The sequence below is a fragment of the Paeniglutamicibacter sp. genome (genome assembly GCF_046714615.1).
Classification (GTDB): Bacteria; Actinomycetota; Actinomycetes; order Actinomycetales; family Micrococcaceae; genus Paeniglutamicibacter.
Window position 1 is genome coordinate 97,948 of sequence record NZ_JBKKAP010000146.1, and the last position, 26,578, is coordinate 124,525.

Below are 26,578 nucleotides of genomic sequence, written 5' to 3' on the forward strand. Positions count from 1 at the left end.
CTGGTGGCTCCATGGGCAATAAACACGTTGATGCCGGGCAGGGATCCGCCGCCGGGCCGGAAGAAAGCGCCGAACCCGGCTCCTCGTTGCCCGGATCCCGGCAGGCCAGGCAACTGAGGTTCAGCACCAACGGAATTGCCGCAGCCAACCGACTCGACCTGTGGGAGCACCACAATGCCAGGGCGCTTATTCCCCTGGATATCCGGACCATGGATGAATCACCGCTGGAGGCCCGGGAAGTGAGCTTGGGCTACGGGTCGCTGAGGTTTGCCGGCGTCACGGGCAGCGCGCAGATCGTGGAGCGGAACGAGCGCTTCATTCGGCGGAATCCCACGGATGCCATCGCCGTCTTCTTCACGCTTCAGGGTGAAGCCCTCTTCTACCACCGTGATGGCCACGAATCGGTCAAGCCAGGCCAGGCCATCATCGCCGACGCGGACCTCCCATTCATGCGGGGCTTCAGCAGGGGACTGAAGGAAATGGTCCTCACGATTCCGCGGGACGCCTACATGGAACTTTCCGGTGGCCAGCCGCTGCTCAAGCCCCGGGTCCTGGATTTCAACCACGGCGCGGCATCCAACCAGCAGCTGCGTGCACTTGCAAGATTGGTCAGCGACACGCTGGCCGGGCAGGGGGCCTCCGGCCGTCCGGCGTGTCCCGAGGGCTCTGCCCTGGAACTGCTCGGGCACCTGATTGCCGGCGGCCACAGCGGGTCCGGGGTCGGACACCTGGCGACCGCGCGCAGCTACATCGAGGACAATCTGTGCGATCCGGAGCTCGGGGCCCCCAGGATTGCCGCGGGCATCGGCATCAGCGAACGCCACCTGTCACGGATATTCGCGGAGGCGGGGGAGCCGCCGGGCAGCTACATCCGGGAGCGCCGCCTGGAGCTGGCCCGGGACCTCTTGTCCGATCCGGCCAGGCATGCGACACCGGTGGGTGCAATTGCGGACCAGGTCGGCTTCGCGTCGCAAGGTTATTTCGCACGCGCCTTCAAGGCCCGGTTCGGCAGTTCGCCGTTGGCCCTGCGCAGGCAAGCGTTGCAGGGACCCGCGCGGTAGGCCGGGGATCAGGCGATGGACAGCCGTTCGGAGACACGCGAAAAGGCCTGCTGGCCAAGAACGGCACCCTCGCGGCGGATTCCCTCCTCGCGCAGGCGGATCACCCGATCCACTTTCACCTCGCTGGGGCGGCCCTGCCGGTCCCAGCTGCCGGTGCCGATGTCGACATAGTCCCGGTCCCGGGTTTGCTCGTTGTTCCGATCCTTGGAGGTCAGCATCAACGCGAGCAGGTACTGGCCATCGCGCCCAACCAGCAGCACCGGACGGTCCTTGCCCTGGGAATGGTCTTCCTCGTACGGCACCCACGCCCACACGATTTCCCCGGGATCGGGCTGCCCGTCGGCCTGGGGGGCGTACCGTGCGTTTACCGGTCCCCGGAAGTCCCCGGGGTAGCCGCCGAATTCCCAGCCGGCGGACTCGCCCGCTGCGGGGGAAAGGGCCGAGGTCGGCCTGCGGGTCGAGGTGGCGGCGGGACGCTTGCCTGCCGGGCGGCTGGTGCCGGGTTGCTGCTTGGTGGCGCCCCTGAGTGCGGAGGAGAGCGTGCGGCCCAGGAACCTGAGAACGGCGGCGGTGTTGAACTTCATGTGGTCAAACTACCAGTAGGGGCAGGCCCCTGAGTCGAAGTGCGACACGGTGCCGCAATCATGGGACAATGGCCTGTGCGAAGTATTTTGCACCACACCAAACATTTTCGTCCCCCATTAGCGAGGTCCCTTACGTGTCACCCATGGCCCGCACCGCACCGGTGCCTGCCGCGACTGATCCGGCGATCATCAGAAACTTCTGCATCATCGCCCACATCGACCACGGCAAGTCGACCCTGGCCGACCGGATGTTGCAGCTCACCGGAGTCGTCTCCTCACGCGATATGAAGGCCCAGTACCTGGACCGGATGGATATTGAGCGCGAACGCGGCATCACCATCAAGTCCCAGGCCGTTCGCATGCCATGGGAGGTCGACGGGCAGTCCTACGCGCTGAACATGATCGACACCCCCGGGCACGTCGACTTCACCTATGAGGTCTCGCGTTCGCTGGCCGCCTGCGAAGGCGCGATCCTGCTGGTCGACGCCGCCCAGGGCATCGAGGCCCAGACGCTGGCGAACCTCTACCTGGCCATGGAGAATGACATGACGATCATTCCCGTGCTCAACAAGATCGACCTTCCCTCCGCGCAGCCGGAAAAGTATGCAGCGGAGATCTCCAAGCTCATTGGCTGCGACCCCGAGGACATCCTTCAGGTCTCGGGCAAGACCGGCATGGGCGTCGAGGCACTGCTGGACAAGGTGGTTCGCGACCTGCCAGCACCCATAGGGGACCCGAACGCACCGGCCCGCGCCATGATCTTCGACTCGGTCTATGACACCTACCGCGGCGTCGTGACCTATGTCCGAGTCGTCGACGGCCACATCTCGCCGCGCGAGAAGGTACAGATGATGTCCACCGGCACCACCTACGAGCTGCTGGAAATCGGTGTCTCCTCACCGGAACCGGTTCCCTCCAAGGGCCTGGGTGTCGGCGAGGTCGGCTACCTGATCACCGGTGTGAAGGACGTGCGCCAGTCCAAGGTCGGCGACACCGTCACCAACTTTGCCAAGCCGGCCAAAAAGTCCCTGGGCGGTTACCAGGACCCGAAGCCGATGGTCTTCTCCGGCCTGTACCCGATCGACGGTTCGGACTACCCGGCACTGCGCGACGCGCTGGACAAGCTGCAGCTCAACGACGCGGCACTGACCTACGTCCCTGAGACCTCCGTGGCCCTGGGCTTCGGTTTCCGCGTCGGCTTCCTGGGCCTGTTGCACCTGGAAATCACCCGTGAACGCCTCGAAGCAGAATTCAATCTGGACTTGATCTCCACCGCGCCCAACGTGGTGTACGAGGTCATGACCGATGACAAGAAGCTGCGCACCGTGACCAACCCGAGCGAGTTCCCCGACGGGAAGATCCTCGAGGTCCACGAGCCGATGGTGGCTGCCACGATCCTGGCACCGAACGAATTCGTCGGCGCCATCATGGAACTGTGCCAGTCACGTCGTGGCGTCATGCGCGGCATGGACTACCTCTCCGAGGAACGCGTGGAGATCCGTTACTGGCTTCCGCTGGCAGAAATCGTCTTCGACTTCTTCGATGTGCTCAAGTCCAAGACGCGTGGTTATGCATCATTGGACTGGAAGGCCGACGGCGAACAGATTTCTGATCTGGTCAAGGTCGACATCCTGCTCCAGGGCGAGCAGGTCGACGCGTTCAGCGCCGTCACACACCGCGACAAGGCGTACGCCTACGGGAACATGATGACCCAAAAACTGCGCGAACTCATTCCTCGCCAGCAGTTCGAGGTGCCGATCCAGGCAGCCATCGGTTCACGCATCATTGCCCGCGAATCCATCCGCGCAATCCGCAAGGACGTTTTGGCCAAGTGCTACGGCGGCGATATCAGCCGTAAGCGCAAGCTGCTGGAAAAGCAGAAGGCCGGCAAGAAGCGGATGAAGATGGTCGGCCGCGTGGAGGTTCCCCAGGAAGCCTTCATCGTCGCCCTGTCATCCGACGAGCCCAAGAAGAAGTAGTTATGCCTTCTGCCTTGCCCCTCGGGGATCCGGCGCCGTCCAACGGGTTGCTTCCGGCAACCTGCATCGACGGCGCCGCGGAGCGCACCTTCTCGGTGTACGTCCACATTCCCTTCTGTGCCGTGCGCTGCGGTTACTGCGACTTCAACACCTACACCGCGCACGAGCTCGGCTCCGGATCCAGCCAGGACACCTACGCCGAGGCGGTCTCCGCGGAAATTGCCTTTGGTGCGAAGGTCCTTGAGCAATCCGGTGTTCCCCGGCGCGAAGTCTCCACCGTCTTCTTCGGTGGCGGTACTCCTACCTTGCTGCCCGCGCAGGATCTGGTGCGAGTGCTGGCCGAGATCCGCACGCAATGGGAGCTGGCTCCCGATGCGGAAATCACCACCGAGGCCAACCCGGACTCGGTCACCCGAGAATCGCTCCAGGTGCTGGCCGACGGCGGTTTCACCCGCGTGTCAATCGGCATGCAGTCGGCTGTCCCTCATGTTTTGGCGACCCTTGACCGGACCCACAACCCCGAGCGGGTTGGCATGGCAGTGAATTGGGCCAAGGAAGCAGGCCTACAGGTCAGCGTCGATTTGATCTACGGGACCCCGGGCGAGTCCATCGAGGACTGGCGCACCAGCGTGCAAACGGCGCTGTCCTACGATCCCGACCACATTTCGGCCTACGCTCTGATCATCGAGGAGGGCACCCGGCTGGCCGGGCAAATCCGCCGCGGTGAAGTGGCCAACATCGACGATGACGACCACGCGGACAAGTACCTGATCGCCGACGAGCTTTTCGCCGCCGCGGGATACGGGTGGTACGAGGTCAGCAACTGGTCCAAGGACGAAGCCAACCGCTGCCTGCACAACCTGGCCTATTGGCGGGGCGGTGACTGGTGGGGAGCGGGCCCGGGCGCGCACTCCCATGTGGGAGGGCTGCGCTGGTGGAACGTCAAGCACCCGGCGGCCTACCAGCAGCGCATCGACGCTGGCACCTCACCGGCGGCAGGCCGGGAAACCCCCGACGCCGAGGCGCGCTACCTGGAGCGGGCCATGCTGCTCACGCGCATCGTCGATGGCATGGACACCAGAGATCTGGAGCCAGCTGGACGCGCCGCCATTGCGGGGTTGATCGCCGACGGTTTGGTGGTGCCGGAGGCGGCGTTCGCCAAGAAAGTCGTCCTCACCCTGCAGGGGCGTTTGTTGGCAGATGCCGTGTTGCGGCGGTTGCTGGACTTCTAGACCCGGCATCGGCCGGCAACAAAAAACGGTGTGGAGCCCGGATTCGCCTTGAGGCGTTTCCAAGTTCCACACCGTTTTTGTACGTGTGTGCTATTCCTAGTGGAAGAGGCGCAGGTTCAATCCGTAGCGGTAGGGGCGCGACTTGTTGGCGTTGATTCCGGCCCGCACGCCGCTCATGGTCAGGAATAGCCAGATGGCCACGACCAGGATCGCGAAGAACCAGCCGACACCGGGGATCATCGAGAAAAGGTGCAGCACGATGGCCAGGACGGTCAGCGGGAAGGTGAAGTTCAGCGCTTCCTTGGATTCCTGTGCCGTGAACGGGCCGCGGGCCCTGAACACCGCGTAGATGATGAGCGCGGGAACGCATCCCAGGATCGCGCCGAAGTGGGCGATCATGGCCCACTGGCGATCCTCGGAGGGAGTCAGGGGCAGGGGTGCGGCCGAGGAACCTTCGAATCGATCCGGCTGGCTGTCGCCGCCGGGTGCATTTCGTGCCTCGTTTACCACTTCTGATGTCCTCTTCGTTGGGTTGGATGAACCGTTGGCCAGTTTATCCCCAAACGGGCACCGCGGGTGAACACGAAATGCCGTTCTGCGCGCATTTGGGCCGGGCGCGCGGATTTGGTGTGGATTATGCGCCATCCCGAATGGCCCACGTGCCCACTATGCGTGCGCGCGGTGAGTAACCTCACTGCCCGGCAGGCGGGCCGGTTGCCCGCTCCGTGCGGTTTTCAGTGGTCCTCGGCGGTCAGGAAGTCGATGACTTCCTCGACCCGGCCCAGCAGTGAGGGCTCCAGGTCGGCGTAGGACCGCACCTGGCCCAGGATCCTCTCCCATCCCTGGGCGATGTCGATCTGCTCCTGGTGCGGCCAGCCCAGTCCCTTGAGGATGCCGGTCTTCCAGTCGGTGCCGCGCGGCACCACCGGCCACGCCCTGATTTTCAGGACGGAGGGCCGGATGGCCTGCCACACATCGACGTAGGGGTGCCCGACGATCAGCACATTGCCGGCCGCGCCGGGCACGCGCATCGCCTCGGCCGCGATCTTCGCCTCCTTGGTCCCCGAAACGAGGTGGTCGACCAGGATGCCGAGCTTGCGCTGCGGGGAGGGGGCGAAGGCGCGGATGGCGCCGGCCAGGTCGTCGACGCCGTGCAGCGGTTCGACCACGATGCCCTCGACGCGCAGGTCGTGGCCCCACACCTTTTCGACCAGCTGGGCATCGTGCTTGCCCTCGACCCAGATGCGGCTGGCCCGGGCGGTGCGCGCCTTCAGCTCGGTGACCATGCGCGAACCCGAGGCGCTGCGCGCGGTTCCCTGGGGTGCCGGGGGAGCGGCGGCGGGCTCGATGACTTCCACAGGCTCGCCCTCAAGCAGGAAGCCGAAGCCGGCGCGGAAGGACTTGGTGCGCCCGCGCCGGTCCTCGAGGACCATCACGCGCATGCCGCCGGATTTTTCGGTCCGCACGACCTCGCCGACCCACCCGCTCTCCACGTCCTCCAGCAGCAGGCCGAGCGCCAGCGGGACCTTGCGCAGTACGAGTTTCTTGGGGGCGCTGATGTCCTGGGCGCCCCAGCCGTGGTTGCTCATCGTGTCACTTTCACCTAGTGGTCAACAGGTCCCCGGGCGATGCCTGCGGCGGCGCCGATCGCCAAACGGCGGGCCGCGTGCGGTGCGGCGATTGGCCGGTGTGTCGAACGCGGCATCGCGGTCAAGGACCAAACCATGCTAACAAGCGATGTGAAACGTATTAGACTTAGCAGTTGAACGTGTCGAGTGCCAATGCGCGCCTCCGGACCCCGGTGCCCGGCCGGGGCCAGTGCAGCGCCCCCTTGACCATGGTGATCCGGCTTGTCAGGAGAGGTGAGAATGACCGAACCGCGTCGGCTCGAGGTCCTTCGAGCCATCGTTGAAGACTACGTGCAGTCACGCGAGCCGGTTGGTTCGCGGGCCCTGCTCGAACGCCACGACCTGGGCGTCTCCGCCGCCACGATCCGCAACGACATGGCATCCCTGGAGGAAGAGGGGCTCATCGTTGCCCCGCACACCTCCTCCGGGCGGATCCCCACGGAAAAGGGCTACCGGCATTTCGTCGACCAGATCGGCGACATCAAGCCACTCTCGGGCGCCGAGCGGCGTGCCATCGCGGCGCTGCTTGAGGGTTCCCACGATGTGAACGATGTGCTGGAAAACACCGTGAGGCTGCTGGCCAGCATCACCCGCCAAGTCGCGCTGATCCAGGTCCCGCACTACTCCAACGCCACCGTGCGCCACATCGAGTTGGTCGGGCTGGGCGCCGGGCAGACCCTGGTGGTGCTCATCGCCTCCAGCGGCAAGGTCGAACAGCGCGTCATCCTGCTCCCGCCCACGGTGGGGGAGACGGACCTGCAGCGGCTGCGCGCGGCGCTGCTTTCGGTCCTGGATGCCAAGCCGATTTCCGACGTCGCCCGGCTCGCCCAGGGCGTCCCGGACACGGTCGATCCGCGACTGGCCCCGGCGGTCCGCGCCCTGGCCGAGGTCCTGGGTGCCCTGGCCCGGAACAGCTCGGTGGACCGCATCATCACCGCCGGCACCGCGAACCTGGCCCGGGCCAACATGGACTTCCCGCTGAGCATCACCCCGGTGTTGGAGGCGCTCGAGGAACAAGTGGTGCTCCTGCGCCTCTTCTCCGAACTCGAGCAGGACGCGCACGGCATTGCCGTGGGCATCGGCACGGAAAACCAGTACGGGGCGCTGACCGAGGCCTCGGTGGTTGCCACCGGATACGGTCCCGGCGAGCAGGCCATGATCGGCGTGCTGGGCCCGACCCGGATGAACTACCCCACCTCGATGGCCGCGGTTCGCGCCGTCGCCCGATATCTTTCCCGAATCCTGGCCGGCTAATGCGGGTCGAAACACATTTTGTGAAGTACGAAAGGACACAGCGAGCACTGTGAGCACCCATTACGAAGTCCTGGGCGTCAGCAAGGACGCCACCAGCGAGGAAATCAAGAAGGCCTACCGCAAGCTGGCCCGCAAGCTCCACCCCGACGTGAACCCCGGGGATGACGCGAGCGAGAAGTTCAAGCTGGTCACCCGCGCCTACGAGGTGCTTTCCGACGCGGACAAGCGCGCCAACTACGATTCCACCGGCAACGAAAACGGCACCGGCCAGACCGGCTTCGGCGGCGGCGGCGGATTTGGCGGGGGCGGCGGCTTCGGCGACATCTTCGAGCAGTTCTTCGGCGGAGGCGGCGGGGCCCAGGGCCCCGCATCGCGCACCCAGCGCGGCCGCGACGCATTGATCACCGCCACCATCGACCTGGCCGATGCCGTCGCCGGCACCGTGTACCCGCTGGAAATGGAAACGGCAGTCACCTGCACGACCTGCGCGGGCAGCTGCTGCCGCCCGGGCACCTCCCCGGTCACCTGCTCCATCTGCCACGGCGCCGGACAGGTCCAGCGCCCGGTGCGCTCGTTCCTGGGCCAGATGATGACGGTGGAGACCTGTGCCGCCTGCCGCGGCTACGGCACCACCATCCCTGACCCCTGCATCGACTGCAACGGCCAGGGCCGCGTCCGCGAACGCATCTCCAAGCAGCTCAAGGTTCCCGCCGGCGTGGCCAGCGGCACCCGCATCCACCTGGCAAACCAGGGCGAGGCAGGCCCCGGCGGCGGCCCCAACGGCGACCTCTACGTGGAGATCGAGGTCCGTCGGCACAAGATCTTCGAACGCGACGGGGTGGACCTGCATGCGCGCATGAACGTGCCGATGACCGCCGCCGCCCTCGGCGCCGACCTGGACCTGGAGACCTTCGACGGTTCCCAGGTCATCGAGGTCGAATCCGGTGCCCAGTCAGGTGACACCGTGCGCCTTCCGGGCCTCGGCGTCCCGCGGCTGCGCGGCGGCAAGCGCGGGGACATCATCGTCCACCTGCAGGTCGAGACCCCGACCAAGGTCGATGCCGCCCAACGCGAGCTGCTCGAGCAGCTGGCCAAGCTCCGCGGCGAGGAATTCGCCGAGGGCCGCATGGAAAACAGCGGCGGCATGTTCTCGCGGCTGCGCGGGAAGCTGGGCAACCTGGGCGCATGAGCAACCAGTGCTTCTTCCTGGCCCCCGGTGAGCTCAAGGACGCGCACGTGGGCGCCGAACTGCGGCTCGACGGCCCCGAGGGCCACCACGCGGTGACCGTCAAGCGCGTCCGCGCCGGCGAAACGATCGACCTGGTCGACGGCTCCGGGGTGCGGGCGATCGCCGAGGTCACGGCGACGCACAAGGCCGCGCTGGATGCGACAGTGCGCGGCCTGGAAATCGAGGCGCTGCCGCCGGTGGCCATCACCCTGGTGCAGGCGCTGGCCAAGGGGGACAGGGACCTGCAGGCCGTGGAGTCGGCGGTCGAGCTGGGCATCGACGCGGTGCGTCCCTGGCAGTCGGATCGTGCCATCGTGCGCTGGAACGACGCAAAGGCGGCCAAGGCGTTGGCCAAGTGGGAGGGCACGGTGCTCGCCGCGCTCAAGCAGTCCCGCCGCACGTTCCTGCCCGAGGTCCGCCAGATGCTCAACAGCGCAGAGCTCGCCCGGGACATCGCCGGGCGGATCTCCGACCCTGCCCCGGCCCTGGTCATCGTCCTGCACGAGGCCGGCACCGAGTCCCTCGCCGCCATCGTGGCCGGCTGGCTGGAAACCAACCCGGTGCCGGCGTCAGCCGAATCCGGGACGCGGCCGGAGATCCAGCTGGTCGTGGGGCCCGAGGGCGGGATCTCGGATGCCGAACTGGCGAAGTTCACCGCAGCCGGGGCCAAGGTCGCGCTGCTGGGAAACCACGTGCTGCGCGCCTCCACCGCCGGTCCCGCGGCCCTGGTGCTCACCAGACACCTGCTGGGACAGCTTTAAATCCGGAAGATCCCGCTGCCCCGGCCGGAAAATCCGGACGGGGCAGGGGGATCTTTTGCATCCGGGGGGGGCACCGGGAAGGTGCGTACCGACGCTACTGCTTGACGGTGAAGTCCTTGGATTCGGTGCCGGCGTGGTGGCCGGTCTGCGCGTCGATGCCCCACGCGGAGAAGCTGTAGTCCCCGGGTGCCAGCACATAGCTGAAGGAAAATTCGTTGTGGCCCAGCGAGTCGCCGCCGGTGTGCAGCGCCCCGGAGGCCACGACGGTGCTCTCGTCGGTGGATTCCCCGCGGCGGGTGATTTCCCAGAACTCCCCGCCGGAGAACATTGCGCTCACTCCGTGGAAGGTGACCTGGCCCGCCTTTTCCGTGGTGCCGAATTGCGGGTCGATGATCCACAGGGGTGCGGCCAGCGTGGCATCGCGCACGAAGTTGTGGTCGAGGGCAATGCGCCCAAAGGCGTCGTACCCGGTTTCCCCGTCGACGAGGATCCGCACGCTTGGTTCCAGCCCCTCGGTGAGGATCCCGGCGTTCGAGGCGGCGGCCGTGGCGGTAAACACCAGCTGCGCGATGGAGCGTTCGGCCAGGCCCTCGTCGACGTTCGAGTCGAAGGCCTTGGCCGAGAGGTCAACGGTGATGACGTTGTCGGAGCTGATCGACGCTCCCACCGCCGAACTGGGCCGCCAGGCGCTGAAGTAGCTAGGGTCGGCGGGCTTTTGCGAGAGCATGTAGCGCACCGAATCGGCAATCGGGTCCCCAGCCCCCTTGACGCGGACAAACTCCCGATACAGCGAGACCGTTCCGTCGTTCTCCGCCAACCAGTACACCGGGATGTGTGCGTTGGTGTTCAGCGATTCCATCTCCACGCTCGGCAGCGGCGCCGGCGTCTGCACGCTGGTTGCCGCCTTCGGCATGGAATATTGCTCGCCCGGGACTGCCAGCCCGCAGGCGGCAAGGGTGCCAAGCACCACTGTGAGCCCCAGCACCGCAAGGCGGGAACGGGGGGAGCGACGGGAACGGAACATCGGAATAGGAAGGCTCTCTGCAAAGACGCTGGGGGAGTACGGCGGGACCGGCATGGCGGGGAGTGTTGCCTCCGGTCGCTTCCCAGCTTGGCATAAGTTGACTGCCGGTAGGGCCTGAAATCCGCGATTCGCGTGGACTGTTGCGTGATTGATATGTACGAATGGAAGTTGTGCCCGAATCGTTGCACAACCGGTTCGAATGCCTTTCAGCCTCCGGTTTTGGCCGGACCCATGCCCCGCAGCGATGCCGCGGCCGTCTTGGCCGCCGCGGCCCGGTCGCGGCGCCGCCATCCACGATAGGATTGGTGAAGTGCAGGGAACCATGGCCGCGGAAAGACCGCAGGCGCCATTCGCCGGCACGGAATGCGGAGGCTGCAACAGTCGTATGGACCAACAAGTGAGCCAAGTGGGCCAGCCCCGGGGAACCGACGCCCTGGTCCAGTTCGACAGTTCGGACCAAATGGTCGCCACGCTCGGCGCACACGATGAGCTGCTGCGCGTGATCGCCGGAGCCTATCCGCAGGTGGAATTGCACGCCCGCGGCAACGAGCTGAAGGTCGCAGGCGATGCGACCCAGGCCCACAAGGCACTGCGCGTGATTACCGAGGCCCGCACGCTGGCCGGCAACGGAACCCGCATTTCCGCCCAGACCATCGAGCAGCTGGTGCGCATGCTGGAAAACTCCGGTGCCGACGACGCCCAATCGGTGCTGGGACTGAAGATCCTCTCGGGGCGCGGCAAGGCCATCCGCCCCAAGACGGTGAACCAGAAGAGCTACGTCGACGCCATCGACGAGAACACCGTCATCTTCGGCATAGGCCCCGCCGGCACCGGCAAGACCTACCTGGCCATGGCCAAGGCGGTCGCCGCCCTGCAGGCCAAGGAGGTCAGCCGCATCATCCTGACCCGCCCGGCCGTCGAGGCGGGGGAGAAGCTGGGCTTCCTGCCCGGCACGCTCACCGACAAGATCGACCCCTACCTGCGCCCGCTCTACGACGCACTGCACGACATGATCGAACCCGACTCGATGCCCAGGCTGCTGGCAGCCGGCACCATCGAGGTCGCCCCGCTGGCCTACATGCGCGGGCGCACCCTGAACGACGCGTTCATCATCCTGGACGAGGCGCAGAACACCACACCCGAACAGATGAAGATGTTCCTGACGCGCCTGGGCTTCGGCTCCAAGATCGTGATCACCGGAGACATCACCCAGGTCGACCTTCCCGGCGGCACCAAGTCCGGGCTGCGGGTGGTCACCGAGATCCTCGAGGGCGTTGACAACATCGCCTTCTGCGAGCTGGATGCCACCGACGTGGTCCGCCACCGCTTGGTCGGCGCCATCGTCAGCGCCTACGAGCGCTGGACCGTGCGCCAGGACCCCAACTTCAACCGTTCCAAGGCCCGCGCCCGCCGCCGGGCCACCACCTCGAAGAACCCCGAACACCCGCCCGAAAAGAAACAGCAGGGCCGCGCGCCCGAAAACCAGGAGCAGTCCCCATGAGCGTAGAGGTCAACAACGAATCGGCGATCGCCGCGGACCTGGAGCGCATCAACGCGCTGGGACGCCACATCCTGGCCGAACTCTATGTCCACCCGGAAACCGACGTCTCCATCATCCTGCTCGACGAGGAGCCGATGAGCGCGCTGCACGTGGAGTGGATGGACCTTGAGGGCCCCACCGACGTGATGAGCTTCCCCATGGACGAGCTGCGCCCCGGCGTCCCCGGCTCGCCCACCCAGGCCGGCATGCTCGGCGACATCGTGATCTGCCCGCAGGTCGCCACCACCCAGGCCCTGGCCCAGGGACACTCCGTCGAGGACGAGATCCTGCTGCTCACCACCCACGGCATGCTGCACCTGCTGGGCTTCGACCACGACGAGCCGGAGGAGAAGGAAATCATGTTCTCCCTCCAGCGCCAGCTGCTCGAAGCCTTCCTGGGCCGCCCGGCTCCGCTGGAGACGATGGACTAGTGACCGCGGTCATCCTCGCGCTCTGTGCACTGGTCTTCATCCTCAGTGCAGCACTCCTCACCGCCGCCGAGTCGGCGTATCTCTACATCTCGCGGCAGCAGGCCGAGGCGCTGCGCAACGACTACGCCTCGCCGCACCTGGCCAACATCCTCTCCGACGCCCAGAGCCACACGCACGCGGTGCGTTTCTGGCGGATCTGGTTCGAGACGGCCTCGGCCGTGGCCGTTGCCATCCTCTACCTGGACCGCCTCGAGAACATCTGGCTTGCCGGCCTGCTGGCCACCGTCACCATGGCGGCCGTCAGCTTCGTGCTGGTCGGGGTTTCCCCGCGCCGCCTGGGGCGCAGCCACGCCGACACCGTCGTGCGCTACACCGCGCCGCTGGTCCGCTTCCTGCGCGTGGTGCTCGGGCCCATTCCGACCTGGCTGGTGGGCATCGGCCAGGCCCTGAGCCCGCGCTCGGTCGCCGAGGAAGAGGGCTTCCTGTCCAAGGAACGCCTGCGCGATTTGGTTGACCGGGCCACCGAGGGCGACGGGCTGGAGGACGAAGCGGCGGAAATCATCAACTCCGTCTTCGACCTCGACGACACCTACGTCCGCTCGGTCATGGTGCCGCGCACCGAGATGAAGACCATCGCCAAGGGCGAGGGGCTCAACGCGGCCATGGACCTGTTCCTGGCCTCGGGATGCTCGCGCGTCCCGGTGATCGGCGAGAGCGCCGATGACATCTTCGGCATCGTCTACCTCAAGGACGTGGCCTACAAGCTGCACCTGAGCCCGGAAAGCACCGACCTGGTCGAGGACCTGGCCCGCAAGGTCCGCTACGTCCCGGAGTCCAAGACCGTGGCCGAGCTGCTGCCCGAACTTCAGCAGGAATCCACGCACATGGCCATCGTGATCGACGAATACGGCGGAACCGCCGGATTGGTCACCCTGGAGGACCTCATCGAGGAAATCGTCGGTGAGATCGACGACGAGTACGACCGGCAAAAGGTCGAGATAGAGGAGGTGGGCGACGGCAGCTTCGTGGTGCGCGCCCACACCTCCATCGACGAACTGGGCGAACTCTTCGACATCGACATCGACGAGGACGAGGTCGACTCGGTGGGCGGGCTGCTGGGCAAGGTGCTTGAATCGGTGCCGGTGCTCGGATCCCACGCCACCATCGAAGGCATTGAAATGAAGGTCCTCTCCCTGAGCGGACGACGCAACAGGATCGGCAAGATCCTGGTGCGCAAGGCAGAAACAAAACCCAAGACCGGCGAACAATCCGCCGCCAAAGATGCAGGGCATCACAAGGAGCAATCATGAGCCGGAACATCAAGAAGCCACAGATGCTGCCCACCGGAGGCTGGCCCGATGACTTCCGCGCCGGATTCACCTCCTTCGTGGGCCGCCCCAACGCGGGCAAGTCGACGCTGACCAACGCCTTGGTCGGCCAGAAGGTGGCCATCACCTCCTCGAAGCCGCAGACCACCCGCCACACCATCCGCGGCATCGTGCACCGCGAGGATTCCCAGCTGATCCTGGTCGACACCCCGGGCCTGCACCGCCCGCGCACCCTGCTCGGCCAGCGCCTGAACGACCTGGTCGCGGACACCCTCTCCGAGGTCGACGCCATCGGCTTCTGCCTGCCGGCCAACGAGAAGATCGGCCCCGGCGACAGGTTCATCGCCACCCAGCTGGCACAGTTGCAGAAAAAGCCCATCGTCGCGATCGTGACCAAGGCCGACACCGTTGACCGGGCAGCGCTGATGGCCCAATTGATGGCAGTCACCCAGCTCGGGGTCGACACCCTGGGCGAGGGCGGCTGGGCCGCGGTCGTCCCGGTCTCCGCCACCAAGGACTTCCAGGTCTCCGAGGTCGCCGACGTGCTGGTCAAGCAGATGCCGCTTTCCCCGCCGTTGTACCCGGATGGCGAACTGACCGACGAGCCGGAGGCCAAGATGGTTTCCGAGCTGATCCGCGAGGCCGCCCTGGAGGGTGTGCGCGACGAGCTTCCGCACTCCCTGGCCGTGGTCGTCGAGGAAATGATCCCGCGCGAGGGACGCCCCGAGGACAGCCCCCTGCTGGATGTGCGGGTGAACCTCTACGTGGAGCGCTCGAGCCAGAAGGCCATCATCATCGGCAAGGGCGGGGCGCGCCTGCGCGACGTGGGAACGCGTTCGCGCAAGGCCATCGAAGCCTTGCTGGGCACCCGCGTCTACCTTGACCTGCACGTGAAGATCGCCAAGGAATGGCAGCGCGACCCGAAGCAGCTGGGCAAGCTCGGCTTCTAGATGCGCACCGCCGGGCGCTCCGGGATTCCGGGGCGCCCGGCACTATGTGACAAGCAACTGCAATATTGTGCGACCGGCTTCCGGTGCAGCCAACTCCTGGTGTTATGGTGAAGTTGTGCATTTCGGACTACTTCTACTAAGCCGCCGCGGCGAGACCCAAACAGGACTCTAACGCGTCCTTCGGCCGACCCCTCGCTGCGGAGTCACCCACTGTCCCGGCCCACTTTCTCACCACCAAGGAAAAGGCCCACTGAAATGCAAAACCTGCAAAAGCCCTCCGGAATGCCCGTCCACAAGTATGTGCCGTTCCAGGACCAGATCAACGTCTCGCTGCCCGACCGCACCTGGCCGGACAAATACATCACCACCGCCCCGCGCTGGTGCGCCGTGGATCTCCGCGACGGCAACCAGGCCCTGATCGACCCGATGAGCCCCGAGCGCAAGCACAAGATGTTTGACCTCCTGGTCAAGATGGGCTTCAAGGAGATCGAGGTCGGCTTCCCGTCCGCCTCGCAAACAGACTTCGACTTCGTCCGCCAGCTCATCGAGCGCGGCATCCCGGACGACGTGACCATCCAGGTCCTCACCCAGTCCCGCGAACACCTGATCGAGCGCACCTACGAGGCGCTCGAGGGTGCCAAGCAGGCCATCGTGCACCTGTACAACTCCACCTCGGTGCTCCAGCGCCGCGTGGTCTTCAACCAGGACCAGGACGGCATCGTCGACATCGCCCTGACCGGCGCGCGGCTGTGCAAGAAGTACGAGGAGCAGCTGGTCGGCACCAAGATCACCTACGAATACTCCCCGGAGTCCTTCACCGGCACCGAACTGGAATTCGCCCAGCGCATCTCCGACGCCGTCGCCGAGGTCCTCGAGGCCTCCCCGGAAAACAAGATGATCCTGAACCTGCCGGCAACCGTGGAAATGGCCACGCCGAACGTGTACGCCGACTCCATCGAGTGGATGCACCGCAACCTGGTGAACCGCGACTCGATCGTGCTCTCCCTGCACCCGCACAACGACCGCGGCACCGGCGTTGCAGCCGCCGAGCTCGGCTACCTGGCCGGCGCCGACCGCATCGAGGGCTGCCTCTTTGGCAACGGCGAACGCACCGGCAACGTCGATTTGGTGACCCTGGGCATGAACCTCTTCGGCCAGGGCATCGACCCGATGCTGGACTTCTCCGACATGGACGAGATCCGCCGCACCGTCGAATACTGCAACCAGCTGCCCGTCGCCGAGCGTTCCCCCTACGGCGGAGACCTGGTCTTCACCGCCTTCTCCGGCTCCCACCAGGACGCCATCAAAAAGGGCTTCGAGGCCATGGAGGCCGAGGCCGCCGCGGCAGGCAAGACCGTGGACGAGATCACCTGGGGCGTGCCGTACCTGCCGATCGACCCGAAGGACATCGGCCGCTCCTACGAGGCAGTGATCCGCGTGAACTCGCAGTCCGGCAAGGGCGGGGTCGCCTACCTGCTCAAGAGCGAGCACTCCCTTGACCTGCCGCGCCGCGCGCAGATCGAGTTTTCCGGCGTCATCCAGCGCAAGACCGACGGCGAGGGCGGGGAAATTTCCTCGGCAGCCATCTGGTCGGTCTTCCAGGACGAGTACCTGCCGGTCACCGAGGGCTCGGATGCGCAGGAGTGGGGCCGCTTCAAGCTCGGCTCGGCCACCGCCGACACCGCCGAGGACGGCAGCTTCGCGCTGACCGCCACGCTGCTCATCGACGGCACCCCGCACCGCCGCTCGGCCGCCGGCAACGGTCCGATCAACGCCTTGGTCAACATCCTGTCCAACGAGGGCGTGGACGTTCGCGTGCTGGACTTCACCGAGCACGCCCTGTCCGAGGGCGGCAACGCCTCCGCCGCGGCCTACGTCGAATGCGCCGTGGGCGAGCGCGTGCTCTGGGGCGTGGGCGTTGACACCAACACCACCATGTCCTCGCTGAAGGCAGTGATCTCGGCCGTCAACCGCGCGGTGCGCGACCAGCACTGACACCGGGAAAACGTAGTACATGGGGGTCCCGTACGCCGCAACGGTGCACGGGACCCCCATTATTTTGAGATGATGGACAGCGTGGCACGTTCAGGGTTTACCGCAAAGAGTTACCGCACCCGCGGTATTGTCTTGCGCACCCACAAACTGGGCGAGGCCGACCGGATCATCACGCTGCTGAGCCCGGAACTGGGCCTGATCCGTGCGGTGGCCAAGGGGGTGCGGCGCACCAGCTCCAAAATGGGGGCAACCCTCGAGCCGTTCATGGAGGTCGATGCGCAGATCGTGGCCGGCCGCTCGCTGCACACCATCATCCAGGCCCAGCTGCGCCACCCCTACGGGCAGGCGCTCGTGGCCGACTACTCCGCCTACACCGCCGGTGCGGCGATGCTGGAGACGGCCGAACGGCTCACCGACGCCGATGCCGAATCCATCGCCCCGCAATACCGCCTGCTGCATGGCGCCCTGGCGACCCTGGCCCGCGGCGGGCACGAACCCGGAACCGTGCTGGATTCCTACTTGCTGCGGGCCCTGGCCACCGCGGGCTGGGCGCCGAGCTTCACCCACTGCGTGCGCTGCGGGGCGGTGGGCCCGCACCAGGCCATCAACGTGCCCCTGGGCGGGGTGGTCTGCCACGATTGCCGGCCCGCCGGGTCGATGTCCCCGTCACCTGCAACGGTGACCCTGCTCGCTGCCCTGCTTGACGGCGAATGGGCCGTGATCGACGCAGCGGACGCGGCCACCCGTGCCCAGGCCGCCGCGGTGGTGGCCAATTACCTGCAATGGCACCTGGAACGCGCAGTGAAATCCCTCAAACTCGTGGAGCGAAGATGAGCAAAGCCCCCAAGATCACCGGCAAGCCCGGACCCGTCATCCCCGCGGTGCGCCCGGGCGATGCCCCGATGCCCGTCCTGCGCCCCGAACTGGTCCCGCAACACGTGGCCATCGTGATGGACGGCAACGGCCGCTGGGCCAATGCGCGCGGGCTTCCCCGCACCGAGGGCCACCGCGCCGGCGAGGCGGCGCTGCTGGACGTGATGGCCGGAGCGGTGCAAATGGGCATCAAGTACGTCTCGGTGTACGCCTTCTCCACCGAAAACTGGAAGCGCAGCCCCGAGGAAGTGCGCTTCCTCATGGGCTTTTCCCGCGACGTCCTGCGCCGTCAGCGCGACACGCTCAATGACTGGGGCGTGCGGGTCCGCTGGGCCGGACGCGAACCGCGGCTCTGGCGCACGGTGGTCAACGAACTCAAGGACGCCGAGAAGCTCACCGCCGCCAACCAGACCTGCCAGCTGACCATGTGCGTGAACTACGGCGGGCGGGCGGAGATCGCCGACGCCGTGCGGGCCATCGCCGAACAGGTCGCAGCCGGCACCCTGAAGCCCTCGCAGGTCACCGAGAAGACCGTGGCCAGGCACCTGGACGAGCCCGACATGCCGGATGTCGACCTGTTCCTGCGCACCAGCGGCGAGCAACGCACCTCCAACTTCCTGCTCTGGCAGTCGGCCTACGCCGAGATGGTGTTCATCGACGAGCTGTGGCCCGACGTCGACCGCACGACGCTGTGGGATGCGGTGCGCGAATACGCCAGCCGCGACCGCCGCTACGGGGGAGCGGTGGACAAGCCGGCGGCCGCCAAGGCGCCGGCGGCGAACGGCTGACCGGCGGCCGTCAGCGCCGCCTACGCGGCCGCATCCGCGCGGACCCCGTGTCCCGGCAGGTAGCCGGCGCCCCAGCGGTCGATGGCCGCGTAGGCGGCGGCCCGCGGTTCGGGCCGGGAGGAGAACACATCGTGCATGGCCCCGGCGACCACCGCGTTGGTGACGTCCCGGCCAAGTTTCAGTGACCGCTCGCGCACCACGTTGACCTCGATGACGCTGTCGCTGTGCAGCATCGACTCGTCGAAGCTGGTGCCCAGGTGTGAGGTCTTCGAGGTCAGCACCAGCACCGGGACCTTGATGTCCAGCCCCCTGGCCACCTCCCGGTGCCCTGCCATGACCGCGGTGATCCAGCCGGCGGTCGCGGGGAAGGAAATCTGTGGGCGCCAGCGCGGATGCAGGTCCCAGGCACCAAGCGCCTGCCGGCTCATCGAGCGCCAGTAGTTGTCCAACTCCGGAAGGTGCAGCTTGGCCCGCGGCCGCCGCCGCGCAATGGGTTCGACCACCCCCTGGGCGGCGTAGCGGACCAGGTAGCTGCCCTGCAGCTCCAGCCACGGGCTGTTGAGGATCAACGCCTCGAAGGCCTCCGGGTGCCGGTTGACCCACAGACTCGCCACCAGACCGCCGGTGGAATGGGCCACGCAGATCCCCGTCGCGTCCGGCCCTTCCACCGAGTGGATCATTTCCAGGGCCGCTTCCAGGTCCGCGTCGTACTCGTCCAGGGCTGCGGTGAAGCCGGGGTTCAGGTGGTGTGCGCGCAGGCTGCGCCCGTAGCGGCGCAGGTCCAGCGCGTAGAACGCGTAGCCGCGGTCGGTCCAGTAACGGGCCAGTTCGTTGTTGTAGAAGTAGTCGCTCCAGCCGTGCACCGCCAGCACGAAGCCGGCCGGGCTGCCCGCTGTCCCGGATGCCCCGGGGGCAGGGACCGGCGCGGGGGAGGTTGGCCTGGGCCACAGCCTGTCAAGGGCGGCGCGCAACCGGGAACCCTGGGTGGGCCGCACGTGGCCGGGGATTGTGGCCGGGCGTCGATGGCGCACCAACGTGGCGCACAGCTCGCCCTCGGCATCCTCGCCCATCGGCAGGGTCGTGTAGCTGAACCCCTCGCCCAGGATGTCTGGCTCCCAGGCACCGGGCCGCGTCGTTGCGCTGTACTCCGGCCAGGCGGCGCTGGGATCGTCCCGGGGCGGAAATGCAGGCCTGGAGCCGAGTGAGGAGGCGTGCGACATGTGTTGAGCATAACGAACTTGAAGTTGTTTGGAAGCGGGGTTGCGGGGAAGACTAGGAGTCATGCGCATATACCCCACGATTTTCCGTCTTGTTTTCACGAAGATGGACCCCGAGAAGGCACACCACTTTTCCTTCGATGCCCTCCGGCTGGCCGAGAAGCTTGGGGTGTCGGTCATCGCGCGCAAGCTGTGTGCCCCCGATCCGGCGCTGCGCCGCACCGTGATGGGCATCGACTTCCCCTCGCCCTTCGGCCTGGCGGCCGGGTTCGACAAGGAAGGGGCAGGAATCCCTGCCCTGGCGGACCTGGGCTTCGGCCACGTGGAGGTCGGCACCATCACCGGTGTCGCGCAGCCGGGCAACGAACAGCCCCGGCTGTTCCGCCTCGTCGAGGACAAGGCCGTCATCAACCGCATGGGGTTCAACAACGACGGCGCGCGCGCGGTGGCACCGCGCATCCGCGCCGCACGGCTGCGCCTGGGCTCCCGTTTTGGCGCCCGCCGCCCGGTCATCGGCGTGAACATTGGCAAGACCAAGACCGTGGAACTCGATGACGCGGTCGCCGACTACCTGGTCTCAACCCGCGAACTGGCGGCCCACGCCGACTACCTGGTGGTCAACGTGTCGTCTCCCAACACTCCGGGACTGCGTCTGCTTCAGGGCGTGGAGACGCTGCGACCGCTGCTGACCGCGGTGGGCGCCGAGGCCGACCGGGTCGCCGGGCGCCACATTCCGCTGCTGGTCAAGATCGCCCCGGACCTCAATGACGAGGACCTTGCCGAGGTCGCCACGCTGGCCACCGAGCTGAAACTCGACGGCATCATCGCCACCAACACCACCATTGCCCGCGAACCGCTGGTTTCCGACGCGTTCAAGGTCGCCGAGATCGGGGCGGGCGGACTGAGCGGCGCGCCGCTGAAGGCCCGCTCGCTGGCGGTGCTCAAGGTGCTGCGCGAAAAGGTCCCCGCCGAAATGGCGATCATCTCGGTGGGCGGGGTGAGCACCGGGGAGGACGTCATCGAACGCCTCCAGGCCGGCGCGGACCTGGTCCAGGGCTACACCGCGTTCCTCTACGAGGGACCGCTCTGGGTCCGCGGCATCAACAAGGCCCTCGCCACGGCACAGGCCCAGGGCAGGCCACTGGCCAAGAAGTAGTAGCCTTTGGCTTTGCGGGCCCCTTCACCGAACCATCGGTGATGGGGCCCACGGCGTTTGGGCGGCCAGCGGGGGGAGTCGGGCCGATGCCTTCCGGTGGTTCCCGGGCAGCGAAAAGGCGTGTGGCTCCCGGGTCGGAATCAAGTCCCGGTGGGTGCCACACGCCTTGGTGTGGATAGTTGAACGCTTTGCGTGGTTTAGCGCGGGTCCTCGCCGCGGCGGACCTGCGGCTTGGGCAGACGCAGCTTGCGGAACTGCAGTCCGCGCATGATGCCGTAATAGAGCACTCCGCGGTCGTTCGAGCCGAAGCGGGCGACCAGGGCCTTTTTCAGGCCGCGCGACATGATGAACGCATCGACTGCGACCAGGCCCACTAGGATCCACAGGGCGAAGGTCACGTACACGGTCACCTGCGGGAACTTCGAGAGGCTCAGCGAGACGATCAGGAACGCGAATACGGCGAACATCAGGTATTCGCCGATCATGAAGCGGCGGTCCACGTAATCGCGGGCGAAGCGCTTCTGCGGTCCCTGGTCCCGGGCCGCCATGAAGCGCTCGTCACCGGTCTCGTTGGCCAGACGCATGCGGTTCTGCGCCTCCAGGCGCTGGGCACGCTCGGCCTCGCGCGCAAGCTTGCGGTCGGTGGGCACCAGCGGGCGCTGGTTTTGCGCCTGCTGCGCACTGCGCTTCGGGGTCGGGGCATTTTTGCCGGCGGGCTTTGTGGTCTCATCTGTGGGCGCTTCTACGGAAGCTGCCTGATCTTTCTTGCGTCCAAACACGTAGCCAGTCTAGCTTGCACCCGGCACGCCATCGGCATTGGGCACACGGCGCGGTTGTAGGCTTTTTCGTATGACTACCAAGAACACCGCGACCCCTGCGTCTTTCGGCGTGGATCGGGACGCCTTGAGCACCCACGTCGATGCGGATTTTGACCGCATTGTTTCCGAATTGGGCAGGCTGGTGGCGATTCCCGGCATTGCCTGGGAATCGTTCGACCCCGCCCAGCTTGACCGCAGTGCCGAGGCCGTGGCGCAGCTGGTGCGCGAGGCTGGCATGGAAAATGTCGAGATCCTCCGCGTACCCACCGCCACCGGTGCCATGGGAGGGCCGGCGATCGTGGCCAGCCGCCCGGCCAGCGACGGCAAGCCCACCATCCTGCTCTACGCGCACCACGATGTGCAGCCCCCGGGCGACGAGGACCTGTGGAACACCAAGCCCTTTACGGCCACCGAGATCGACGGCCGACTCTACGGACGCGGCGCGGCCGACGACAAGGCAGGCATCATGGTGCACATTGCCGCCCTGCGCGCGGTGCTCGACACCATTGCCGACTTCGGCCTGGGCGTCACCTTCTTCCTCGAAGGGGAGGAAGAGGCCGGCTCGCCCAGCTTCCGCCAATTCCTGGAGACCCACCGCGACCGGCTGGAGGCGGACGTGATCGTGGTCGCCGACTCCAGCAACTGGAAGGTCGGGGTTCCGGCGTTGACCACGTCCCTGCGCGGCATGGTCGGGGGAGTGGTCGAGGTCCGCACGCTGAACCACGCGGTGCACTCCGGCATGTTCGGCGGGCCGGTGCTCGATGCCCCCACCGTGGCCGCGCGCCTGATCTCCACCTTCCACGACGCGCAGGGCAACGTCGCGATCAAGGGGCTGGTCTCCAACGAGCACGCGAACGTCGACTACCCCGAAGCCGCGTTCCGCGCAGATTCCTCGGTGCTGGACTCGGTGACGTTGGCCGGCAGCGGCAACATTGCCGACCGGCTGTGGAACAAGCCGGCCCTGTCCATCATCGGCATGGACATTCCCTCGGTCGCGTTTTCGTCAAACACCCTGCTGCCCTCCACGCGGTTCAAGCTGAGCCTGCGCGTGGCCCCCGGCCAGGACCCGGAGGCCGCCACCGCGGCGGTGCGCGAGCACATCATGGGCCAGGACCTCGGCGGCGCGCAGGTTTCCTTCGAGGCGGACGAGGCCGGACAGTCATTTGCCACCGACACCTCGGCACCCGCGGCCCAGGCAAGCCTCTGGGCACTGGGGGAGGCATGGGGCGTTCCGGCCGTGGAAACCGGCATCGGCGGATCCATCCCGTTCATCTCCGACTTGCTGGAAGTCTTCCCTGCCGCCCAGATCCTGGTTACCGGCGTCGAGGACCCGGACTCCAGGGCGCACTCGGCCAATGAGTCGCTGCACCTGGGCGATTTCCGTCATGCAATTTTGGCCGAGGCGTTGCTCTTGGCACGCTTGAACAACCACGGGCTATAGGGCCAGCACGAGGTCGCCGCGCCAGCATTTGCGGAGTCGTCGTACCATTGAAGATGAGGGGCCACGCTTGAGGCGTCGCCCAAGTGAGCAGTATATGGAGGATCACGCATGACAACTGCAGCCAATGAGACCACCGCGGACACCACCGAGCTTCCGAGCCACGAGGTCAAGCTTTCGGATTTCGCAGCAGAAAAGGTCCGTTCACTGCTTGAACAGGAAGGCCGCACCGATCTTCGTTTGCGCGTCGCCGTTCAGCCAGGGGGATGTTCGGGCCTGATTTACCAGCTTTACTTTGACGAGCGCCTGCTTGAGGGCGACGCCGTCAAGGACTACGACGGCGTTGAGGTTGTCGTGGACAAGATGAGCGTTCCCTACCTGGACGGCGCTTCGATTGACTTCGAAGACACCATCTCCAAGCAGGGTTTCACCATCGACAACCCCTCCGCCGGGGGCTCTTGCGCCTGTGGAGATTCCTTCCACTAAGACGGAACCAAATGCACCGCCCATACGTTGAGACATCTTCGTCCCTGGGCGGTGTTTTGGTCGGCATTGGCATGCCCGAGAGGGTAAGCTCTACGATAAGTAGTAAAACTATGGTTTTCTTCGACCTCATCAGCGTTGATTCACTTGAGTCCGGCCGCTGGGTGTCGAAGACTCATTCAGCACCAACAAAGAGGAAGGGCCGTCTGTGAGTTCGCAAGACCGAACCAGCAGCCGCCGGAAAGGCATAGCCAAAGTCTTGGCGATTGCCGGCGCCGGCGCGTTGTTGTTGACGGGATGTTCAGCGGAAGTCCAGCGAGGTTGGCTCCCAAACGTCGAACGTGATACCACCAACCACACCGGTATGGTCCAGGATCTCTGGGTCAACACGTGGATAACCGTACTTGTGATCGGTATCTTGACGTGGGGTCTGATGCTTTGGTGCATCATCGCCTACCGCCGCCGCAAGAACGACACTGGCTACCCGCGCCAGCTCAGCTACAACTTGCCCATCGAAATTTTCTACACGGCCGTGCCGCTCGTGCTGGTTCTGACGTTCTTCACGTTCTCGGACAGCACCGAGAAGACGATCAACACCCCCGTGGATTCCGAGCTTGTCGTTGACGTCCGTGCCAAGCAGTGGGCATGGGACTACAACTACACGTACCAGGGCCAGGAAAAGTACGAATCCACCGTTCAGGCACACCTGACCGGTGAAGCGGGCGTCGAGGAAACTCTGCCCACCTTGTACCTGCCTGTTGGAAAGACCGTCACGCTCGAGCTGAACAGCCGCGACGTCATCCACTCGTTCTGGGTTCCTGCATTCCTGCAGAAGCTCGACATGATCCCGGGCAAGACCAACTACATCTACCTCACGCCACAGGTCGAAGGACGATTCGACGGCAAGTGCGCTGAGCTCTGCGGTGAATACCACTCGGAGATGCTCTTCAACGTGGAGGTTGTCTCCGAAGGCGAATTCCTGAACCAGCTGGCCACCATGAAGGATGGCCACATCGGTGAAGAGTACGACCGTAAGGCCGGCGAGGTCAACCAGGTTTCGGCCCACGCATCGGAAGGAAAGTAATCCATCGTGACTACTTACGAATACGCAACCGATGAGGCCAAGACCCTCTCGCCGCGCGTGGTTCCGGTTTCCAAGGGACGGATCTTCGTCAACTGGATCACCTCCACCGACCACAAGACGATCGGGTACATGTACCTGATCATGTCGTTCATCTTCTTCTGCATCGGCGGCGTGATGGCCTTGGTCATCCGCGCCGAGCTGTTCGAACCGGGCATGCAGATCCTGCAGACCAAGGAACAGTACAACCAGCTGTTCACCATGCACGGCACCATCATGTTGCTGATGTTCGCAACCCCGTTGTTCGCGGGCTTTGCCAACGTCATGATGCCGCTGCAGATCGGTGCACCGGACGTCGCCTTCCCGCGCCTGAACGCGTTGGCATTCTGGTTCTTCTCCTTCGGCTCGACGATTGCGTTGGCCGGTTACCTGACTCCGCAGGGTGCAGCCTCTTTCGGCTGGTTCGCCTATGCGCCGCTGTCGAACACCACCTTCAGCCCCGGCGTGGGTGGAGACCTCTGGGTCTTCGGCCTGGCGCTCTCGGGCTTCGGTACCATCCTGGGCGCGGTCAACTTCATCACCACGATCATCTGCCTGCGTGCACCGGGCATGACCATGTGGCGCATGTCCATCTTCACCTGGAACACGCTGATCACCGCGATCCTGATCCTGATGGCCTTCCCGCCGCTGGCAGCAGCACTGTTCGCGCTTGGCGCGGACCGGAGGTTCGGAGCGCACGTCTTCGATCCGGAAGCTGGCGGACCGGTCTTGTGGCAACACTTGTTCTGGTTCTTCGGCCACCCAGAGGTCTACATCATTGCTTTGCCGTTCTTCGGCATCGTCTCTGAGATCTTCCCGGTGTTCTCCCGCAAGCCGATCTTCGGCTACAAGGGCCTGGTCTTCGCAACCATCTCGATTGCTGCGCTGTCCGTCTCGGTGTGGGCACACCACATGTACGTGACCGGCTCTGTCATGCTGCCGTTCTTCGGTTTCATGACGATGCTGATCGCGGTACCGACCGGCGTGAAGTTCTTCAACTGGATCGGCACACTTTGGCGGGGATCGATCACCTTTGAGACCCCGATGCTCTGGAGCATCGGCTTCATGGTGACCTTCCTCTTCGGCGGCCTGACCGGCGTCATCCTGGCGGCCCCGCCGCTGGACTTCCACGTCTCGGACACCTACTTCGTGGTCGCCCACTTCCACTACGTGGTCTTCGGAACCGTGGTCTTCGCGATGTTCGCAGGCTTCTACTTCTGGTGGCCGAAGTGGACCGGCAAGATGCTCAACGAGCGCCTTGGCAAGATCCACTTCTGGATGCTGTTCGTGGGGTTCCACGGCACGTTCCTGATCCAGCACTGGCTGGGCGTCATCGGCATGCCGCGTCGCTACGCGGACTACATGCCGGAAGACGGGTTCACCACCATGAACCAGTTCTCCACCGTGTTCGCCTTCATCCTGGGCATGTCGATGATCCCGTTCTTCTGGAACGTCTGGACCACGCACCGCCACGGCAAGAAGGTCACCGTGGATGACCCGTGGGGCTTTGGTGCATCGCTGGAATGGGCAACCTCTTGCCCGCCGCCGCGCCACAACTTCCACTCGATTCCGCGCATTCGTTCCGAGCGCCCGGCTCTTGACCTCCACCACCCGGAACTGAGCGCACGCTCGACCCCGGACACCGCGGTTGCCAAGATCTTCGGCCCGGCAGACCAGAAGGACAAGTAGA

24 protein-coding genes are annotated in these 26,578 nt (G+C 65.8%); 18 read left to right on the forward strand and 6 right to left on the reverse strand.

Features of this window, described 5'->3' with window-relative positions:
* Positions 1–11 precede the first annotated feature (11 nt).
* Positions 12–1,061, forward strand: coding sequence for an AraC family transcriptional regulator (locus tag ACLQ7E_RS17440; protein ID WP_411733835.1), 1,050 nt, complete (start codon positions 12–14; stop codon positions 1,059–1,061).
* An 8-nt stretch (positions 1,062–1,069) separates the two neighbouring features.
* Here ACLQ7E_RS17440 and ACLQ7E_RS17445 read toward each other — a convergent pair whose 3' ends face one another.
* Positions 1,070–1,645, reverse strand: a complete 576-nt coding sequence (locus ACLQ7E_RS17445; RefSeq protein ID WP_411733836.1) for a type II toxin-antitoxin system PemK/MazF family toxin — start codon at positions 1,643–1,645, stop codon at positions 1,070–1,072.
* Between the two features lie 134 nt (positions 1,646–1,779).
* Between ACLQ7E_RS17445 and lepA the strand changes: the two genes are divergently transcribed.
* Together lepA and hemW are read left to right on the forward strand one after the other, a co-directional pair.
* Entirely contained in the window at positions 1,780–3,624 is a 1,845-nt protein-coding gene (gene lepA / locus ACLQ7E_RS17450; RefSeq protein ID WP_411733837.1) for a translation elongation factor 4, read from the forward strand.
* 2 nt (positions 3,625–3,626) lie between these two features.
* A complete protein-coding gene (gene hemW, locus ACLQ7E_RS17455) occupies positions 3,627–4,856 on the forward strand; it encodes a radical SAM family heme chaperone HemW (protein WP_411733838.1) in 1,230 nt (409 codons plus the stop codon).
* Positions 4,857–4,952: 96 nt separating this feature from the next.
* Here hemW and ACLQ7E_RS17460 read toward each other — a convergent pair whose 3' ends face one another.
* On the reverse strand, positions 4,953–5,366 hold the full coding sequence (locus ACLQ7E_RS17460) for a DUF4870 domain-containing protein (protein WP_411733839.1): 414 nt from the start codon (positions 5,364–5,366) through the stop codon (positions 4,953–4,955).
* Between the two features lie 224 nt (positions 5,367–5,590).
* Positions 5,591–6,445: a DUF3097 family protein gene (locus ACLQ7E_RS17465; RefSeq protein WP_411733840.1), complete on the reverse strand. Its 855-nt coding sequence runs from the start codon at positions 6,443–6,445 to the stop codon at positions 5,591–5,593.
* Positions 6,446–6,724: 279 nt separating this feature from the next.
* On the opposite strand from ACLQ7E_RS17465, the gene hrcA reads away from it, so the two are divergent.
* Genes hrcA through ACLQ7E_RS17480 form a run of 3 tightly spaced genes read left to right on the forward strand, consistent with a single transcriptional unit; the run spans position 6,725 to position 9,727 of the window.
* Positions 6,725–7,738, forward strand: coding sequence for a heat-inducible transcriptional repressor HrcA (gene hrcA / locus ACLQ7E_RS17470; protein WP_411733841.1), 1,014 nt, complete (start codon positions 6,725–6,727; stop codon positions 7,736–7,738).
* Between the two features lie 49 nt (positions 7,739–7,787).
* The gene (dnaJ, locus tag ACLQ7E_RS17475; RefSeq protein WP_411733842.1) at positions 7,788–8,927 is read left to right on the forward strand and encodes a molecular chaperone DnaJ; all 1,140 of its coding nucleotides are present in this window, start codon (positions 7,788–7,790) and stop codon (positions 8,925–8,927) included.
* Positions 8,924–9,727: a 16S rRNA (uracil(1498)-N(3))-methyltransferase gene (locus ACLQ7E_RS17480; protein WP_411733843.1), complete on the forward strand. Its 804-nt coding sequence runs from the start codon at positions 8,924–8,926 to the stop codon at positions 9,725–9,727. Before dnaJ ends, ACLQ7E_RS17480 begins: the two co-directional genes overlap by 4 nt.
* Before the next feature lie 94 nt (positions 9,728–9,821).
* On the opposite strand, the gene ACLQ7E_RS17485 is transcribed toward ACLQ7E_RS17480, so the two are convergent.
* Positions 9,822–10,751: a GerMN domain-containing protein gene (locus ACLQ7E_RS17485; protein WP_411733844.1), complete on the reverse strand. Its 930-nt coding sequence runs from the start codon at positions 10,749–10,751 to the stop codon at positions 9,822–9,824.
* Positions 10,752–11,136: 385 nt separating this feature from the next.
* Between ACLQ7E_RS17485 and ACLQ7E_RS17490 the strand changes: the two genes are divergently transcribed.
* From ACLQ7E_RS17490 to ACLQ7E_RS17520, 7 genes are all read left to right on the forward strand, one after another.
* Entirely contained in the window at positions 11,137–12,252 is a 1,116-nt protein-coding gene (locus tag ACLQ7E_RS17490; protein WP_411733845.1) for a PhoH family protein, read from the forward strand.
* Entirely contained in the window at positions 12,249–12,722 is a 474-nt protein-coding gene (gene ybeY / locus ACLQ7E_RS17495; RefSeq protein ID WP_411733846.1) for an rRNA maturation RNase YbeY, read from the forward strand. The genes ACLQ7E_RS17490 and ybeY overlap by 4 nt, the downstream gene beginning before the upstream one ends.
* A complete protein-coding gene (locus tag ACLQ7E_RS17500) occupies positions 12,722–14,032 on the forward strand; it encodes a hemolysin family protein (RefSeq protein ID WP_411733847.1) in 1,311 nt (436 codons plus the stop codon). Before ybeY ends, ACLQ7E_RS17500 begins: the two co-directional genes overlap by 1 nt.
* On the forward strand, positions 14,029–15,000 hold the full coding sequence (era, locus tag ACLQ7E_RS17505; RefSeq protein ID WP_411733848.1) for a GTPase Era: 972 nt from the start codon (positions 14,029–14,031) through the stop codon (positions 14,998–15,000). Before ACLQ7E_RS17500 ends, era begins: the two co-directional genes overlap by 4 nt.
* 255 nt (positions 15,001–15,255) lie before the next feature.
* Positions 15,256–16,995, forward strand: coding sequence for a 2-isopropylmalate synthase (gene leuA / locus ACLQ7E_RS17510; protein WP_411733849.1), 1,740 nt, complete (start codon positions 15,256–15,258; stop codon positions 16,993–16,995).
* A gap of 81 nt (positions 16,996–17,076) precedes the next feature.
* On the forward strand, positions 17,077–17,829 hold the full coding sequence (gene recO, locus ACLQ7E_RS17515; protein WP_411733850.1) for a DNA repair protein RecO: 753 nt from the start codon (positions 17,077–17,079) through the stop codon (positions 17,827–17,829).
* Positions 17,826–18,656 carry an isoprenyl transferase gene (locus ACLQ7E_RS17520; protein ID WP_411733851.1) on the forward strand — a complete coding sequence of 277 codons (831 nt, stop codon included), beginning with the start codon at positions 17,826–17,828 and terminating at the stop codon, positions 18,654–18,656. The genes recO and ACLQ7E_RS17520 overlap by 4 nt, the downstream gene beginning before the upstream one ends.
* A 20-nt stretch (positions 18,657–18,676) precedes the next feature.
* Here the strand turns inward: ACLQ7E_RS17520 and ACLQ7E_RS17525 are convergent, their stop codons facing one another.
* Entirely contained in the window at positions 18,677–19,876 is a 1,200-nt protein-coding gene (locus ACLQ7E_RS17525; RefSeq protein WP_411733852.1) for an alpha/beta hydrolase, read from the reverse strand.
* A gap of 61 nt (positions 19,877–19,937) precedes the next feature.
* On the opposite strand from ACLQ7E_RS17525, the gene ACLQ7E_RS17530 reads away from it, so the two are divergent.
* Entirely contained in the window at positions 19,938–21,029 is a 1,092-nt protein-coding gene (locus ACLQ7E_RS17530; protein WP_411733853.1) for a quinone-dependent dihydroorotate dehydrogenase, read from the forward strand.
* A gap of 197 nt (positions 21,030–21,226) precedes the next feature.
* Here the strand turns inward: ACLQ7E_RS17530 and ACLQ7E_RS17535 are convergent, their stop codons facing one another.
* The gene (locus ACLQ7E_RS17535; RefSeq protein WP_411733854.1) at positions 21,227–21,808 is read right to left on the reverse strand and encodes a DUF3043 domain-containing protein; all 582 of its coding nucleotides are present in this window, start codon (positions 21,806–21,808) and stop codon (positions 21,227–21,229) included.
* Positions 21,809–21,878: 70 nt separating this feature from the next.
* Between ACLQ7E_RS17535 and ACLQ7E_RS17540 the strand changes: the two genes are divergently transcribed.
* The 4 genes from ACLQ7E_RS17540 (at position 21,879) to ctaD (ending at position 26,577) form a co-directional block, all read left to right on the forward strand.
* Positions 21,879–23,288: a dipeptidase gene (locus ACLQ7E_RS17540; RefSeq protein ID WP_411733855.1), complete on the forward strand. Its 1,410-nt coding sequence runs from the start codon at positions 21,879–21,881 to the stop codon at positions 23,286–23,288.
* A gap of 108 nt (positions 23,289–23,396) precedes the next feature.
* Entirely contained in the window at positions 23,397–23,771 is a 375-nt protein-coding gene (locus tag ACLQ7E_RS17545; RefSeq protein ID WP_411733856.1) for a HesB/IscA family protein, read from the forward strand.
* A 205-nt stretch (positions 23,772–23,976) separates the two neighbouring features.
* Complete coding sequence (gene coxB, locus ACLQ7E_RS17550; protein ID WP_411733857.1) at positions 23,977–24,852, forward strand: cytochrome c oxidase subunit II; 876 nt, start codon at positions 23,977–23,979, stop codon at positions 24,850–24,852.
* A gap of 6 nt (positions 24,853–24,858) precedes the next feature.
* Positions 24,859–26,577: a cytochrome c oxidase subunit I gene (gene ctaD / locus ACLQ7E_RS17555; RefSeq protein ID WP_411733858.1), complete on the forward strand. Its 1,719-nt coding sequence runs from the start codon at positions 24,859–24,861 to the stop codon at positions 26,575–26,577.
* Position 26,578 lies beyond the last annotated feature (1 nt).

Excerpts from the sequence above, each read along its gene's own strand:
- ACLQ7E_RS17440 (WP_411733835.1), top strand. The coding sequence starts at position 12 with ATGGGCAATAAACACGTTGATGCCGGGCAGGGATCCGCCGCCGGGCCG.
- ACLQ7E_RS17445 (WP_411733836.1), bottom strand. The coding sequence starts at position 1,645 with ATGAAGTTCAACACCGCCGCCGTTCTCAGGTTCCTGGGCCGCACGCTC.
- hemW (WP_411733838.1), top strand. The coding sequence starts at position 3,627 with ATGCCTTCTGCCTTGCCCCTCGGGGATCCGGCGCCGTCCAACGGGTTG.
- ACLQ7E_RS17465 (WP_411733840.1), bottom strand. The coding sequence starts at position 6,445 with ATGAGCAACCACGGCTGGGGCGCCCAGGACATCAGCGCCCCCAAGAAA.
- hrcA (WP_411733841.1), top strand. The coding sequence starts at position 6,725 with ATGACCGAACCGCGTCGGCTCGAGGTCCTTCGAGCCATCGTTGAAGAC.
- ACLQ7E_RS17480 (WP_411733843.1), top strand. The coding sequence starts at position 8,924 with ATGAGCAACCAGTGCTTCTTCCTGGCCCCCGGTGAGCTCAAGGACGCG.
- ACLQ7E_RS17485 (WP_411733844.1), bottom strand. The coding sequence starts at position 10,751 with ATGTTCCGTTCCCGTCGCTCCCCCCGTTCCCGCCTTGCGGTGCTGGGG.
- ACLQ7E_RS17490 (WP_411733845.1), top strand. The coding sequence starts at position 11,137 with ATGGACCAACAAGTGAGCCAAGTGGGCCAGCCCCGGGGAACCGACGCC.
- ybeY (WP_411733846.1), top strand. The coding sequence starts at position 12,249 with ATGAGCGTAGAGGTCAACAACGAATCGGCGATCGCCGCGGACCTGGAG.
- era (WP_411733848.1), top strand. The coding sequence starts at position 14,029 with ATGAGCCGGAACATCAAGAAGCCACAGATGCTGCCCACCGGAGGCTGG.
- leuA (WP_411733849.1), top strand. The coding sequence starts at position 15,256 with ATGCAAAACCTGCAAAAGCCCTCCGGAATGCCCGTCCACAAGTATGTG.
- ACLQ7E_RS17520 (WP_411733851.1), top strand. The coding sequence starts at position 17,826 with ATGAGCAAAGCCCCCAAGATCACCGGCAAGCCCGGACCCGTCATCCCC.
- ACLQ7E_RS17525 (WP_411733852.1), bottom strand. The coding sequence starts at position 19,876 with ATGTCGCACGCCTCCTCACTCGGCTCCAGGCCTGCATTTCCGCCCCGG.
- ACLQ7E_RS17530 (WP_411733853.1), top strand. The coding sequence starts at position 19,938 with ATGCGCATATACCCCACGATTTTCCGTCTTGTTTTCACGAAGATGGAC.
- ACLQ7E_RS17540 (WP_411733855.1), top strand. The coding sequence starts at position 21,879 with ATGACTACCAAGAACACCGCGACCCCTGCGTCTTTCGGCGTGGATCGG.
- ACLQ7E_RS17545 (WP_411733856.1), top strand. The coding sequence starts at position 23,397 with ATGACAACTGCAGCCAATGAGACCACCGCGGACACCACCGAGCTTCCG.